This is a genomic window from Bacillus sp. LQ16, assembly GCF_057784645.1.
Genome location: NZ_CM173491.1, coordinates 247,501 through 262,500 on the forward strand (window position 1 = coordinate 247,501; position 15,000 = coordinate 262,500).

13 protein-coding genes, 2 tRNA genes, 2 rRNA genes and 2 riboswitches (2 of these 19 cut by a window edge) are annotated in these 15,000 nt (G+C 38.8%); of the genes, 14 read left to right on the forward strand and 3 right to left on the reverse strand.

Annotation, left to right across the window (positions count from 1 at the left end; genetic code table 11):
* From AC3EMB_RS01445 to tsaD, 8 genes are all read left to right on the forward strand, one after another.
* Nucleotides 1-1,288, forward strand: a 23S ribosomal RNA gene (locus AC3EMB_RS01445) (it extends 1,634 nt beyond the left edge of the window).
* 50 nt (nt 1,289-1,338) lie between these two features.
* Nucleotides 1,339-1,454, forward strand: a 5S ribosomal RNA gene (gene rrf / locus AC3EMB_RS01450).
* A gap of 12 nt (nt 1,455-1,466) precedes the next feature.
* Nucleotides 1,467-1,543: transfer RNA gene (locus AC3EMB_RS01455), tRNA-Met, on the forward strand.
* A 3-nt stretch (nt 1,544-1,546) separates the two neighbouring features.
* Nucleotides 1,547-1,622, forward strand: a tRNA-Asp gene (locus AC3EMB_RS01460).
* 174 nt (nt 1,623-1,796) lie between these two features.
* Entirely contained in the window at nt 1,797-2,270 is a 474-nt protein-coding gene (gene tsaE / locus AC3EMB_RS01465; RefSeq protein WP_016083766.1) for a tRNA (adenosine(37)-N6)-threonylcarbamoyltransferase complex ATPase subunit type 1 TsaE, read from the forward strand.
* Nucleotides 2,251-2,943, forward strand: a complete 693-nt coding sequence (tsaB, locus tag AC3EMB_RS01470; protein ID WP_000865770.1) for a tRNA (adenosine(37)-N6)-threonylcarbamoyltransferase complex dimerization subunit type 1 TsaB — start codon at nt 2,251-2,253, stop codon at nt 2,941-2,943. Before tsaE ends, tsaB begins: the two co-directional genes overlap by 20 nt.
* A 14-nt stretch (nt 2,944-2,957) precedes the next feature.
* A complete protein-coding gene (gene rimI, locus AC3EMB_RS01475) occupies nt 2,958-3,401 on the forward strand; it encodes a ribosomal protein S18-alanine N-acetyltransferase (RefSeq protein ID WP_000367207.1) in 444 nt (147 codons plus the stop codon).
* Entirely contained in the window at nt 3,401-4,417 is a 1,017-nt protein-coding gene (gene tsaD / locus AC3EMB_RS01480; protein ID WP_000414595.1) for a tRNA (adenosine(37)-N6)-threonylcarbamoyltransferase complex transferase subunit TsaD, read from the forward strand. The genes rimI and tsaD overlap by 1 nt, the downstream gene beginning before the upstream one ends.
* A gap of 484 nt (nt 4,418-4,901) precedes the next feature.
* Here the strand turns inward: tsaD and AC3EMB_RS01485 are convergent, their stop codons facing one another.
* Nucleotides 4,902-6,836 carry an ABC-F family ATP-binding cassette domain-containing protein gene (locus AC3EMB_RS01485; protein ID WP_217989926.1) on the reverse strand — a complete coding sequence of 645 codons (1,935 nt, stop codon included), beginning with the start codon at nt 6,834-6,836 and terminating at the stop codon, nt 4,902-4,904.
* Between the two features lie 186 nt (nt 6,837-7,022).
* Here AC3EMB_RS01485 and AC3EMB_RS01490 point away from each other — a divergent pair, with 186 nt between their 5' ends.
* The gene (locus AC3EMB_RS01490; protein WP_000372699.1) at nt 7,023-7,652 is read left to right on the forward strand and encodes a redox-sensing transcriptional repressor Rex; all 630 of its coding nucleotides are present in this window, start codon (nt 7,023-7,025) and stop codon (nt 7,650-7,652) included.
* 29 nt (nt 7,653-7,681) lie between these two features.
* On the opposite strand, the gene AC3EMB_RS01495 is transcribed toward AC3EMB_RS01490, so the two are convergent.
* Both AC3EMB_RS01495 and AC3EMB_RS01500 read right to left on the reverse strand, forming a co-directional pair.
* Nucleotides 7,682-7,873: a YdiK family protein gene (locus AC3EMB_RS01495; RefSeq protein WP_001246204.1), complete on the reverse strand. Its 192-nt coding sequence runs from the start codon at nt 7,871-7,873 to the stop codon at nt 7,682-7,684.
* Nucleotides 7,870-8,619: a CPBP family intramembrane glutamic endopeptidase gene (locus AC3EMB_RS01500; protein ID WP_064531572.1), complete on the reverse strand. Its 750-nt coding sequence runs from the start codon at nt 8,617-8,619 to the stop codon at nt 7,870-7,872. The genes AC3EMB_RS01495 and AC3EMB_RS01500 overlap by 4 nt, the downstream gene beginning before the upstream one ends.
* A gap of 391 nt (nt 8,620-9,010) precedes the next feature.
* Here AC3EMB_RS01500 and groES point away from each other — a divergent pair, with 391 nt between their 5' ends.
* The 5 genes from groES to AC3EMB_RS01525 form a co-directional block, all read left to right on the forward strand.
* On the forward strand, nt 9,011-9,295 hold the full coding sequence (gene groES / locus AC3EMB_RS01505) for a co-chaperone GroES (protein ID WP_000917311.1): 285 nt from the start codon (nt 9,011-9,013) through the stop codon (nt 9,293-9,295).
* A 38-nt stretch (nt 9,296-9,333) separates the two neighbouring features.
* Entirely contained in the window at nt 9,334-10,968 is a 1,635-nt protein-coding gene (gene groL / locus AC3EMB_RS01510; protein ID WP_001029992.1) for a chaperonin GroEL, read from the forward strand.
* Between the two features lie 140 nt (nt 10,969-11,108).
* Nucleotides 11,109-11,210: riboswitch (purine riboswitch) on the forward strand.
* A 164-nt stretch (nt 11,211-11,374) separates the two neighbouring features.
* Nucleotides 11,375-12,913, forward strand: a complete 1,539-nt coding sequence (gene guaA, locus AC3EMB_RS01515) for a glutamine-hydrolyzing GMP synthase (protein ID WP_000743908.1) — start codon at nt 11,375-11,377, stop codon at nt 12,911-12,913.
* Between the two features lie 155 nt (nt 12,914-13,068).
* Nucleotides 13,069-13,170: riboswitch (purine riboswitch) on the forward strand.
* Nucleotides 13,171-13,299: 129 nt separating this feature from the next.
* Nucleotides 13,300-14,625: an NCS2 family permease gene (locus AC3EMB_RS01520; RefSeq protein ID WP_000833096.1), complete on the forward strand. Its 1,326-nt coding sequence runs from the start codon at nt 13,300-13,302 to the stop codon at nt 14,623-14,625.
* A gap of 143 nt (nt 14,626-14,768) precedes the next feature.
* Nucleotides 14,769-15,000 carry the beginning of a response regulator transcription factor gene (locus tag AC3EMB_RS01525; RefSeq protein WP_000929891.1) on the forward strand. The gene runs 470 nt beyond the window's last position, so the window shows 232 of its 702 coding nt (coding positions 1-232); the start codon lies at nt 14,769-14,771; its stop codon lies beyond the right edge, outside the window.

A 15,000-nucleotide genomic window follows, 5' to 3' on the forward strand; every position in this document is an offset into this window, starting at 1 on the left:
GAGATAAAAGGTGCCTGTACCGCAAACCGACACAGGTAGGCGAGGAGAGAATCCTAAGGTGTGCGAGAGAACTCTGGTTAAGGAACTCGGCAAAATGACCCCGTAACTTCGGGAGAAGGGGTGCTTTCTTAACGGAAAGCCGCAGTGAATAGGCCCAAGCGACTGTTTAGCAAAAACACAGCTCTCTGCGAAGCCGTAAGGCGAAGTATAGGGGGTGACACCTGCCCGGTGCTGGAAGGTTAAGGAGAGGGGTTAGCGTAAGCGAAGCTCTGAACTGAAGCCCCAGTAAACGGCGGCCGTAACTATAACGGTCCTAAGGTAGCGAAATTCCTTGTCGGGTAAGTTCCGACCCGCACGAAAGGTGTAACGATTTGGGCACTGTCTCAACCAGAGACTCGGTGAAATTATAGTACCTGTGAAGATGCAGGTTACCCGCGACAGGACGGAAAGACCCCGTGGAGCTTTACTGTAGCCTGATATTGAATTTTGGTACAGTTTGTACAGGATAGGCGGGAGCCATTGAAACCGGAGCGCTAGCTTCGGTGGAGGCGCTGGTGGGATACCGCCCTGACTGTATTGAAATTCTAACCTACGGGTCTTATCGACCCGGGAGACAGTGTCAGGTGGGCAGTTTGACTGGGGCGGTCGCCTCCTAAAGTGTAACGGAGGCGCCCAAAGGTTCCCTCAGAATGGTTGGAAATCATTCGTAGAGTGCAAAGGCATAAGGGAGCTTGACTGCGAGACCTACAAGTCGAGCAGGGACGAAAGTCGGGCTTAGTGATCCGGTGGTTCCGCATGGAAGGGCCATCGCTCAACGGATAAAAGCTACCCCGGGGATAACAGGCTTATCTCCCCCAAGAGTCCACATCGACGGGGAGGTTTGGCACCTCGATGTCGGCTCATCGCATCCTGGGGCTGTAGTCGGTCCCAAGGGTTGGGCTGTTCGCCCATTAAAGCGGTACGCGAGCTGGGTTCAGAACGTCGTGAGACAGTTCGGTCCCTATCCGTCGTGGGCGTAGGAAATTTGAGAGGAGCTGTCCTTAGTACGAGAGGACCGGGATGGACGCACCGCTGGTGTACCAGTTGTTCTGCCAAGGGCATAGCTGGGTAGCTATGTGCGGAAGGGATAAGTGCTGAAAGCATCTAAGCATGAAGCCCCCCTCAAGATGAGATTTCCCATAGCGTAAGCTAGTAAGATCCCTGAAAGATGATCAGGTTGATAGGTTCGAGGTGGAAGCATGGTGACATGTGGAGCTGACGAATACTAATAGATCGAGGACTTAACCATATAATATGTAGCAAATGTTATCTAGTTTTGAAGGAATATACCTTCAATAGTTTGGTGATGATGGCAGAGAGGTCACACCCGTTCCCATACCGAACACGGAAGTTAAGCTCTCTAGCGCCGATGGTAGTTGGGACCTTGTCCCTGTGAGAGTAGGACGTCGCCAAGCTATTTATATCATCGCGGGGTGGAGCAGTACGGTAGCTCGTCGGGCTCATAACCCGAAGGTCGCAGGTTCAAATCCTGTCCCCGCAACCAAATGGTCCCGTGGTGTAGTGGTTAACATGCCTGCCTGTCACGCAGGAGATCGCCGGTTCGACCCCGGTCGGGACCGCCATTTTATATAAAGAAAAGAACGAAACAAGTTGTTTCGTATTTTTTTATTTGTTTTAACAAAAAACTAATAAAGACAGTCAAACTATCCTTAGGACAAATCCTAAGGACTTTTTTATATATTCAAAACCTGTATAATAAAGAGCAGAGAACATTGTGAGTAAAGTAGGTGAAGTCTGTGAGAAAATATGAAGTAACAACAAAATCTTCTGAGGAAACACAAAGATTATCAGAAAAACTAGGTGAACTCGTAGAAGCACAAGATGTAATTATTTTAGAAGGAGATCTTGGAGCTGGTAAGACGACTTTTACAAAGGGACTAGCAAAAGGTCTTGGAGTGAAAAGAGTTGTAAATAGTCCTACCTTTAATATTATTAAAGAATATAAAGGAAGATTACCGCTATATCATATGGACGTGTATCGCTTAGCAGAAAGCGAAGAGGACTTAGGCTTTGATGAGTATTTCTACGGTGAAGGAATTACGGTAGTGGAATGGGCTCATTTAATAGAAGCATATTTACCGAATGAAAAGTTACAAATTAGTTTATTCCATGCGGGAGATGACACAAGAAAAATTATACTCGAGCCAATTGGAGATCGCTATATTAGATTATGTGAGGAGCTATTACAAGATGAAAGTACTAGCAATTGATACTTCAAATTACGTAATGGGTGTATCCCTTATTGAGGAAGGAAACGTGATTGGGGAAATTATTACAAATTTGACGAAAAACCATTCTGTACGTCTTATGCCAGCTGTAGAGCAACTGTTAAAAGAATGTGGTGTAAAACCGAAGGAATTAACTAAAATCGTAGTAGCTGCTGGACCTGGATCATATACAGGTGTTCGCATAGGCGTGACAGCGGCAAAAACATTAGCTTGGTCACTTCAAATACCAATTGTAGGTGTATCAAGTTTAGAGGTAGTAGCTGCAAACGGTGCTAACTTTAATGGATTAATTTGTCCTTTATTTGATGGAAGACGTGGGCAAATCTATACTGGATTATATACATATGAAGGAGAGCAGTTAACTTCAATAGAAGAAGACCGAATTATTCTTATTGTGGACTGGTTGCAAATGTTAAAAGATAAAGGACAGCCTGTTTTATTTATCGGTAATGATGTTAAATTGCATAAAGAAATAATTATAGAACATTTAGGTGATCAAGCTGTATTCGCTCCTTTTACTAAAAATAATCCAAGACCAAGTGAGCTAGCATTCTTAGGGTTACAAAAAGAAGAACAAGATGTGCATACGTTTGTTCCGAGCTATCTTCGTTTAGCTGAAGCTGAAACAAAGTGGTTAGAAAGTCAAAACAAGTAGGGGCCTTGCAGAAGATGGATATGATATTTAGAAAGATGGAACTTGATGATATTGCTCAAATTGTAGCTATTGAAGAAGTGTCTTTTTCAACTCCTTGGACTGCAGATGCCTTTCACCGTGAATTAACGATGAATGAACATGCACATTATATTGTGTTAGAAAAAGATGGTCGTGTAATCGGATATTGTGGATTGTGGATAATTATTGATGAATCACATATAACAAATATAGCTATTTTGCCAGAATACCGAGGTCAAAAATTAGGAGATGCCTTATTGAAAGCAGTTATTTCAGAAGCGAAAGAACTAGGGGTAAAAACAATGACGCTTGAAGTACGTGTATCAAATGAAGTAGCAAAGCAGTTGTACAAAAAATATGGATTTCAAAATGGTGGAATTCGTAAACGATACTATGCAGACAATCAGGAAGATGGTCTTGTAATGTGGGTGAATATATAATGGAAAAAAATACGATTATACTTGGGATTGAAACAAGCTGTGATGAAACAGCGGTAGCGGTTGTTAAAAATGGAACGGAAATTATTGCGAATGTCGTTGCATCACAAATCGAAAGTCATAAACGTTTTGGCGGGGTTGTACCAGAGATTGCATCCCGTCATCATGTAGAAGAAATTACAGTTGTGTTAGAAGAAGCTTTAAAAGAAGCAAACATCACATTTGATGATATTGATGCAATTGCTGTAACAGAAGGGCCTGGTTTAGTAGGAGCACTTCTAATTGGGGTAAATGCAGCGAAGGCAGTAGCTTTTGCACATGATATTCCGCTAGTCGGTGTTCATCATATTGCTGGTCATATTTATGCGAACCGTTTAGTAAAAGAAGTTCAATTCCCGCTATTATCACTTGTTGTATCTGGTGGGCATACAGAACTTGTTTATATGAAAGAACATGGTTCATTTGAAGTAATTGGTGAAACGCGAGATGATGCAGCTGGAGAAGCATATGATAAAGTAGCTCGTACGTTATCTATGCCATATCCAGGTGGTCCTCATATTGATCGTCTTGCACATGAAGGAGAACCAACAATTGATTTGCCTCGTGCATGGCTAGAACCGAATTCATATGATTTTAGCTTTAGTGGATTGAAATCAGCAGTTATCAACACTGTGCATAACGCGAAACAACGTGGGATAGAAATTAAACCAGAAGATTTAGCGGCAAGTTTCCAAGAAAGTGTAATAGATGTACTTGTAACGAAAGCAGCTCGTGCAGCAGAGGCTTATAATGTAAAGCAATTACTTCTTGCTGGTGGAGTAGCTGCTAATAAAGGACTTCGTGCGCGATTAGAAGAAGAATTTGCACAAAAAGAAAACATTGAACTAATTATTCCACCGCTATCTTTATGCACAGATAATGCAGCAATGATTGCAGCGGCAGGGACAATTGCGTATGAACAAGGCAAGCGTGCAACATTAGCCTTAAATGCGAATCCAGGATTAGATATTGAAGCATAGTTATGCACATAATTAACCACAGCTTGTGGATAAAACCCATATTATCTGTTGATAATGTGGGTTTTGTTGTGTATATAAAGTGTTGATATCTTTTTTGTTAGTTGTGGGTAATGTGGAAAAGTTGTTTTGATAGCTATTTTATAAAGGTGGATATGTGTATAAGTTTGTGGATAAACTAGATGAAGTCTGACCTTTGAATATATTGTTTTTTGGGAAATAAAAAGTAAGAAGATATCTCTGAAAAACATTTTGAAATATCCTTCTATTATAGAGGGTGCTGATGTTGTCAATCCTTGTCGGTAAATCGATATTTCGTGTCGAATCGTTTATATATATAGGGTTACGATAGATGTATTTGAAAAATGGTTGATATATTCCGAGTTACCATTGATATATTCAAAAAATTATTTATGTACTTAAAGAAAAAAGATGTCACATAGTCAAAAATCATGACTGATGAGACATCTTCCTTATTTAAATACTCTTATACATGTAGCTCTTCCCACTCTGCCATACACGTTTCAAGTTGTTCTTGTAGCGTTTGTTTTTTAGTTGTAATTTCACTCGCTTTTTCATAATCTGCATATATTTCTGGTAAGCAAAGTTGATCTTCTAACGTAGCAATTTCTTCTTCTAAGTTTACGATGTTTTGTTCTAGTTCTTCAATTTTTCGAGTGCGTTGACGTTCTAATTGTTTACGCTCTTTTTCTTCGAGATAATTTAATTTTTCTTGAGCTACAGTTTTTTGAACAGGTGCCTGATTTTCTTGCTGTTCTTGTTGTTCAAATGCTGCGCGTTCAATCATTTCATTTTTCTTCTCCACATAGTAATCGTAATCCCCTAAATATTCCTGTGCACCTTCTGTTGATAACTCAACCACAGTCGTTGTTACACGGTTAATAAAGTAGCGGTCATGTGAGACAAATAGAAGAGTCCCTGGATAATCAATTAAAGCATTCTCTAAAATCTCTTTACTATTTAAATCAAGGTGGTTCGTAGGCTCATCCAGAATTAATAAATTTGACTTTTGCATCATAAGTTTCGCAAGAGCTAATCGAGCTTTTTGTCCACCACTAAGGGAAGATACTGGTTTCAGTACATCATCTCCTGTAAATAAAAAGTTCCCGAGTATAGTACGGATTTCTTTTTCAGGTTGCAGTGGATATTCATCCCATAGTTCATTTAAAACCCGTTTAGAAGATGTTAAGTTTGCTTGTTCTTGATCATAATAACCAACAGATACATTTGATCCGAAAGAAACATCGCCATTTAATAGTGGTAACTTATTCACAATAGATTTTAATAATGTGGATTTCCCAATTCCGTTTGGACCAACTAAAGCAACACTATCTCCGCGAGTTAAGCGCATAGTTACGTTTTCAATTATAGGGTCCTCATCATAGCCAATGGTTGCATCCTTTACTTGTAAAACATCATTTCCACTTTGCTTTTCAATATCGAAGTGGAATGATGCTGACTTAGAATCACCTAATGGTCTCGTTAATAATTCCATTCTGTCTAGTTGTTTACGGCGACTTTGAGCACGTTTCGTTGTAGAGGCGCGAGCTATATTCTTTTGAACGAAGTCCTCAAGTTTTGCGATTTCATCTTGTTGTTTTTCGTAACGTTTCATTTCTTGCTCATATAATGCTGATTTTAAGTCTAAATATTTACTGTAGTTACCAACAAATCGTCTGCTTTCTTTATTCGAAATTTCATATACTTGTGTAACGAGTTTGTCTAAGAAATAACGGTCATGTGAAACGATTAATATTGCGCCAGGATAACCTTGTAAATATTGCTCAAGCCATGTTAATGTTTCGATGTCTAAATGGTTTGTAGGCTCGTCCAAAATAAGTAAGTCTGGTTTTGTTAATAATAATTTCCCAAGAGCTAATCTTGTTTTTTGCCCACCGCTTAAAGTAGAAATCGTCGTCTGGTGCGTTTCAACTGGGAAGCCAAGGCCGCTTAAAATGGAGCGAATGTCCGCTTCATATTGATATCCACCTTGATCTTTATAATTGAGTTGCAATTGGTCATAATCAGCTAACAATCTTTCATATATAGCTTCGTTTGAAAAGTTTTCTTCTTTTCCCATTTCTTGCTCAAGCCTTCGAAGTTTTGTCTCCATTTGCTGTAAGTGGGTAAAGACGGTTAGCATTTCATCCCAAATTGTTAAAGACGTTTCTAAGCCGGTATTTTGAGCTAAATACCCGATTGAGACATCTTTCGGTTTTATAATTTCGCCACCATCATGTGATAATTCACCAGCGATAATTTTTAATAATGTAGATTTTCCAGCTCCATTCCTTCCAACTAATGCGATACGATCTTTTGTTTGTACTTCCAATTTTATGTTTGCAAGAATTGTTTCTGCACCGTATAATTTCGAAAGTCCATTTACTTGTAATAAAATCAATGTTTTCACCTCAAATAATTTCTTAACTTTGCCATGTTTATATTTCTCAATCATACTAAAAATAGTGTATAGTTTAAAATAAGAGAGAATACTTCTTCTCTTTATTATACAAGGAATTTAATGAGTGCTAAACTTCTGTATTTGATTAAAGTATATGAATAAAGATAGGAAGAGAGGAGAGGTCATATGGATCAGCAAAAGATTCCACAAGCCACTGCTAAAAGATTGCCTCTATACTATCGATTTATCCAAAACTTATCTCTTTCTGGTAAGCAGCGTGTTTCATCGGCCGAATTGAGTGAAGCGGTAAAAGTAGATTCCGCAACAATACGAAGAGATTTTTCGTATTTTGGAGCGTTAGGGAAAAAGGGATACGGATATAACGTAAATTATTTATTATCATTTTTCCGCGAAACACTTGATCAAGATGATATAACGCGTGTAGCACTTATTGGAGTAGGTAATTTAGGGACCGCTTTCTTACATTATAATTTCACGAAAAACAATAATACAAAAATTGAAATGGCATTTGATGTTAGTGAAGAGAAAGTTGGAACAGAAATCGGGGGCATTCCTGTATACCATTTAGATGAATTAGAAGAGAGATTATCAAATGATATACAAGTGGCAATATTAACAGTACCGGCTACAGTAGCACAAGCTGTAGCAGATAGATTAGCTGAAACGAGCGTGCATGGTATTTTGAATTTCACACCAGCACGATTAAACGTATCAGAGAATATTAGAATTCATCATATTGATTTAGCTGTAGAGTTACAAACATTAGTTTACTTTTTGAAAAACTATCCACAATAAAACGCAGAGGAAGCGACCTCTGCGTTTTATTATTGTTTCTTCTTTGTGAATTTAACTAATATAAGGCGAAGCGCCAAATTAAAATCAATTGTTGCCATAACTGCAAATAGTATTGTCCACACATTCCAGATTGTATCTGTCACGTTCGTAATGGCGAAGCGTGTAAAGATACATCCAAGAAGGAAGTATAGTGCAGCCATGAACAATGGTGAGTTTCTCATACAAAAAATCCTCCGATAAAGCCTTGCATTTTTTCAGCTTCTTTAATCATTTCTTGAATTTGCTCATTGCTCATAAAAATTTGCCCAATAGCGACTAATGTATTCATCGCAACATGAGCTGCAATCGGAACGATAATACGCTTCGTCTTCACATATAAGAAGGCGAATACGAGCCCCATAGCAGTGTATACCAATAAGTGAGTAAAATCAAAATGGATTGCTGCAAATACAAGCGAACTAATGATAGCTGCAATAAAGAAGTTAAACTTCTTATAAAGTGTACCAAATAAAATTTTTCTAAATACGATTTCTTCCAAGATAGGTCCGATTATAGATACGACAATAAGGAACCAAGGTGTCGTTCTTGCAATTTCCATCAGTTTCATTGTATTTTCTGAACCTTGTTTAATTCCTAGCAGCTGCATCTCGATCATACCGGCAACTATTTGTGAAAAGAAAGCCAAGAAGAAGCCGATGAAAATCCATCCAATAGTAGCTGGAACAGAAGAGCGCATTGCATCTAAATGCCTGTCACGAATGTCTGTTCTAAGTAACCAAAGAACGATACATAATGCAACAAAGAAGCTAATAATCGCCCAGTGTCCCGTTATGATTTGTCCTTTTTCCTCCATGGTAAATCCTCTATTATCATAGAGTCCTGTTTTTAGGAGAAGTGGTAATCCAACAATTCCAGATAACTGCATTAAAATGTATGTAACGATAATCCACCAGTATTGTTTCTTCAAATAGTTTAACCATCCTTTCTAACTCTAGTGTATGAGATGAGGTAGGATAACATGTAAATATGTTATCTACGATATAAACTTTCATTCGAATTATGATTTTTTTGTAAATCCGTATTTGAAATTAAAGTAGGAGACAGGAAAAAGTTGTACGTTTAGCGAAAACAACTTAGGGTGTCTTTCATATTGTAACATACGAGTAGGGGAAACAACGATTCATATAGTAAAGGCAGTATTCTATATAGAAAGTTTATATAGTAATTTGCGAAAAAATTATGATTTTTTTACTTGCAAAAGAAATTGAGATTATTTATTATTATAAGTGTGTTAGCACTCGGGTGACTTGAGTGCTAATAAATAAAATTTACATAACAAAATGAGGAGGTTATTGTTCATGCTAAAGCCATTAGGTGATCGCGTTGTAATTGAGCTTGTTCAAGCAGAAGAAAAAACAGCAAGTGGTATTGTATTACCAGATACTGCAAAAGAAAAACCACAAGAGGGTAAAGTTGTTGCAGTAGGTACTGGTCGAGTGCTTGAAAATGGTGAGCGTGTTGCTTTAGAGGTAGCAGCAGGTGATCTTATCATCTTCTCAAAATATGCAGGTACTGAAGTGAAATACGAAGGTACAGACTACTTGATTTTACGTGAAAGTGACATTTTAGCAGTTATCGGTTAATTATATAAATCTTAAAAAATCCAAGGGGGTCAATTATTATGGCAAAAGATATTAAATTTAGTGAAGAAGCACGTCGTTCGATGCTTCGCGGTGTCGACACTCTTGCAAACGCAGTAAAAGTAACGCTTGGACCAAAAGGTCGTAACGTTGTACTTGAGAAAAAATTTGGTTCACCACTTATTACAAATGATGGTGTAACAATCGCAAAAGAAATCGAATTAGAAGATGCATTCGAAAACATGGGTGCGAAATTAGTAGCAGAAGTTGCTAGCAAAACAAACGATGTAGCTGGTGACGGAACAACAACTGCAACTGTATTAGCGCAAGCTATGATTCGTGAAGGTCTTAAAAACGTAACAGCTGGTGCTAACCCAATGGGTCTTCGTAAAGGTATCGAAAAAGCTGTTACTGCTGCAATTGAAGAATTAAAAACGATTTCTAAACCAATCGAAGGCAAATCTTCTATCGCACAAGTAGCTGCTATTTCTGCAGCTGACGAAGAAGTAGGTCAATTAATCGCTGAAGCAATGGAGCGCGTTGGTAACGACGGCGTTATTACTTTAGAAGAGTCTAAAGGATTCACAACAGAATTAGACGTAGTAGAAGGTATGCAATTTGATCGTGGATATGCATCTCCTTACATGATCACTGATTCTGACAAAATGGAAGCAGTTCTTGATAACCCATATATCTTAATTACTGACAAAAAGATTTCTAACATTCAAGAAATCTTACCAGTATTAGAGCAAGTGGTACAACAAGGTAAACCACTTCTTATCATTGCTGAAGATGTAGAAGGCGAAGCTTTAGCTACATTAGTAGTGAACAAACTTCGTGGTACATTCAATGTAGTAGCTGTTAAAGCTCCTGGATTTGGTGACCGTCGTAAAGCAATGCTAGAAGATATCGCAATCTTAACTGGTGGCGAAGTAATCACTGAAGAATTAGGTCGTGACTTAAAATCTGCTACAGTTGAATCTTTAGGACGCGCTGGTAAAGTTGTTGTTACAAAAGAAAACACAACTGTAGTTGAAGGTATTGGAAATACAGAGCAAATCGCAGCTCGCATCGGTCAAATTCGTGCGCAATTAGAAGAAACAACTTCTGAATTCGATCGTGAAAAATTACAAGAGCGTCTTGCGAAACTTGCAGGTGGCGTAGCAGTAATTAAAGTCGGTGCAGCAACTGAAACTGAGTTAAAAGAGCGCAAACTTCGCATTGAAGATGCACTTAACTCAACTCGTGCAGCAGTAGAAGAAGGTATCGTTGCAGGTGGTGGTACTTCACTTATGAACGTATACACGAAAGTAGCTTCTATCGTAGCTGAAGGCGACGAAGCAACAGGTATCAACATCGTACTTCGCGCACTAGAAGAGCCAGTTCGTCAAATCGCAATCAACGCTGGTCTAGAAGGATCTGTAGTTGTAGAGCGTCTAAAAGGCGAAAAAGTAGGCGTTGGTTTCAACGCAGCTACTGGCGAATGGGTTAACATGCTTGAGTCTGGTATCGTAGATCCAGCTAAAGTAACTCGTTCTGCACTTCAAAACGCAGCATCTGTTGCAGCTATGTTCTTAACAACTGAAGCTGTAGTAGCTGACAAGCCAGAACCAAATGCACCAGCAATGCCTGACATGGGCGGCATGGGCATGGGCGGTATGGGCGGAATGATGTAATTCCGTTTGCCCTAAAAAACATCCATTTCTATATAGAAATGGATGTTTTTTTATGTTTTTTAGAAAAGGAAATGAATTTCTGTAGAATTTTGTCGCTTTCTCTCTTGACCATATTGATACTTCATTGTTAGAATCTAGGAAGATAATATAAAACGATCCTTCATATATCCTCAATGATATGGTTTGAGAGTCTCTACCGGGTTACCGTAAACAACCTGACTATGAAGGCAGTGTGTCTTATATTTATAAAGAGCGGAGACTATCTTTCTTTATAAAGCCAGACCCCTGCCTTTTCTTTGTTATGAGACTAGAGGCGGAGGACTGGCTTTTTTTATTATATTGGTAATGCTTTTCGCCAAATTGGTGAAAATATTTATATACGAGAACTAACGTTGGGGTGATTATTTTGAAGAAGCAACACGATACAATTATCGTTTTAGATTTTGGAAGTCAATACAATCAGTTAATAGCACGTCGAATTCGTGAGTTCGGTGTATACAGTGAACTTCATCCACATACAATTACTGCAGAAGAAATTAAAGCAATGAATCCAAAAGGGATTATTTTCTCTGGTGGACCAAATAGCGTATACGGTGAAGGTGCATTACATTGTGATGAAAAAATCTTCGAACTAGGTTTACCGATCTTCGGTATCTGTTACGGTATGCAGCTTATGACACAACACTTCGGTGGTAAAGTAGAGCGTGCCAACCACCGTGAGTACGGAAAAGCTGTTCTTAAAGTAGAGAACGAATCAAAATTATATGCGAACCTTCCAGAAGAGCAAGTTGTATGGATGAGCCATGGCGACTTAGTAACTGGTTTACCTGAAGGATTCGTAGTAGACGCAACAAGTGAGTCTTGCCCAATTGCTGGTATGAGCAATGAAGCGAAAAACTTATACGGTGTACAATTCCACCCAGAAGTACGTCACTCTGAGCACGGTAACGATTTAATTAAAAACTTCGTATTCGGCGTATGTGGTTGTTCTGAAGGATGGAACATGGAGAACTTTATCGAAGTAGAATTAGAAAAGATTCGTGAAACTGTTGGAGACAAAAAAGTACTATGTGCACTTAGTGGCGGCGTAGACTCTTCTGTTGTAGCAGTATTAATTCATAAAGCAATCGGCGATCAGTTAACATGTATTTTCGTTGACCACGGTTTACTTCGTAAAGGTGAAGCAGAAGGCGTTATGAAAACATTTAGCGAAGGCTTCCATATGAACGTTATTAAAGTGGATGCACAAGAACGCTTCATGAATAAGTTAAAAGGTGTAGAAGATCCAGAACAAAAACGTAAAATCATCGGTAACGAATTCATTTACGTATTTGATGATGAAGCATCTAAATTACAAGGTATGGACTTCTTAGCACAAGGTACACTTTACACAGATATCGTTGAAAGTGGTACAGCAACTGCACAAACAATTAAATCTCACCATAACGTTGGTGGACTCCCAGAAGACATGCAGTTCAAATTAATTGAGCCTTTAAATACGTTATTTAAAGATGAAGTACGTGTATTAGGATCTGAACTAGGAATTCCTGATGAAATCGTATGGCGTCAACCATTCCCAGGTCCTGGTCTTGGTATTCGTGTATTAGGTGAAATCACAGAAGAGAAATTAGAAATCGTTCGTGAATCTGATGCGATTTTACGTGAAGAAATTATTAAAGCGGGCTTAGATCGTGAAATCTGGCAATACTTCACTGCGCTTCCTGGTATGCGTAGCGTAGGTGTTATGGGTGACGAGCGTACTTACGATTACACAGTAGGTATCCGTGCAGTAACATCTATTGATGGTATGACAGCTGACTGGGCGCGTATCCCTTGGGACGTATTAGAGAAAATCTCTGTACGTATCGTAAACGAAGTAAAACACGTTAACCGTATCGTGTATGATGTAACGAGTAAGCCACCAGCAACTATTGAGTGGGAATAGTATTGTAATAAAAAAGATCCATCTATCATTCATGAATAGATGGATCTTTTTGTTTTCGTTGTTAATACGAACGAAAATATAAAAAAATATAAAAATGTTCGCTTTTAAATTGACAAAAATACATTCAAGAGTTAATATGAGTATGTAATTCAAACGAAAAGTGAATATTATGCCGTCGTATAATATCGGGGATATGGCCCGAAAGTTTCTACCTAGCTACCGTAAATGGCTTGACTACGAGGCGTTTGTATAAAGATGAGGGGAAACTTGTCTTTGTTTATAGAACGCTTCCATGTATATATGCAATGGAAGCCTTTTTTATTTCTCGGGATAAAAGAGGGCTAGGAGAAATGCGGCGAGTAATCATATAACGGGGGAAACGTAAGATGAAACGCTATTTTCAATTTGATGAGCTCGGTACGAATTATAAGACTGAGTTCATAGCGGGGTTAACAACATTTCTATCTATGGCTTACGTACTGTTTGTCAATCCTGCTACGCTGTCGCTTGGAAATGTTAAAGGGTTACCAGCAGGTACAGGGATGGATCCAGGTGCAGTATTCGTTGCTACGGCATTAGCGGCAGCAATCGGTTCGTTAATTATGGGTATTTTCGCGAAGTATCCAATTGCTTTAGCGCCAGGTATGGGAATTAACGCGTTCTTTGCTTATACAGCAGTGTTAACGATGGGTATTCCGTGGCAAACGGCCATTGCCGGAACATTAATGTCAGGTATTATCTTTATTATTCTTACTGCTTCAGGTATTCGTGAAAAAATCATTAATGCAATTCCATCGGAGTTAAAGTTTGCAGTAGCAGCAGGTATCGGATTGTTCATTGCATTCCTTGGATTCCAAAATGCTGGAATTATCGTGAAAAATGATGCTGTTCTTGTTGGGTTGGGGGACTTAACAAAGGGCACAACGTTACTAGCAATCTTCGGGGTTGTTACGACAATCATCTTCATGATTAAGAAAGTTAATGGTGCAGTATTTTACGGTATGATTCTTACAGCGATCTTAGGAGTGGCAACAGGATTAATTGATACTCCGAAAGCTGTAGTGGGAGCGATACCGAGTCTAGAACCAACGTTCGGCGTGGCGTTAACGCACTTCGGAGATATTTTTACAGTTCAAATGGGGATTGTTATTATAACGTTCTTCTTTATCGATTTCTTTGATACAGCAGGTACGCTTGTAGCGGTTGCGAATCAAGCTGGATTAATGAAGAACAATAAATTACCACGTGCAGGAAAAGCATTATTTGCAGATGCGATTGCAACTGTAATTGGTGCAATCTTGGGTACATCAACAACAACGTCTTACATTGAATCGTCTGCAGGGGTAGCAGCGGGAGGACGTTCTGGATTTACAGCAGTTGTAACAGCAGGATTCTTCTTACTGGCACTATTCTTCTCGCCATTACTAAGTGTTGTAACGCCAGCTGTAACGGCACCAGCTTTAATTATTGTAGGAATCTTGATGGTTTCTTCTTTAGGGGAAATTGATTGGAAGAAATTCGAGATTGCAGTGCCAGCATTCTTTACAATTATCTCTATGCCACTTACGTATAGTATCGCAACTGGGATTGCGATTGGATTTATCTTCTATCCAATTACAATGGTTGTGAGTGGTCGTCGTAAAGAGGTTCATCCGATTATGTATGTTATGGGAGTTTTATTCGTACTATATTTCATCTACGTTCGTAAATAAAAGGGGTTTTTAAAGGTCTAGACTTAAGGGGAGTCTAGACCTTTTTTGCGTCTTCAGAAAAACTTAAGGATTTCCGAGCGTTTTTCTTCAGAAGTTTTCCTATAATAGAAGTTAGGGATTAAAAAAGTAATGGGGGAGATATTGTGGCACACGAAACAATACTTGTCGTAGATGATGAAAAAGAAATTCGGAATTTAATTACAATCTATTTAAAGAATGAAGGATATAAAGTATTACAAGCGGGGGACGGAGAAGAAGGGCTACGTTTACTGGAAGAAAATGAAGTGCATCTAGTCGTATTAGATATTATGATGCCGAAAGTAGATGGTATTCATATGTGTATGAAAGTAAGAGAATCGAAAGAGATGCCTATTA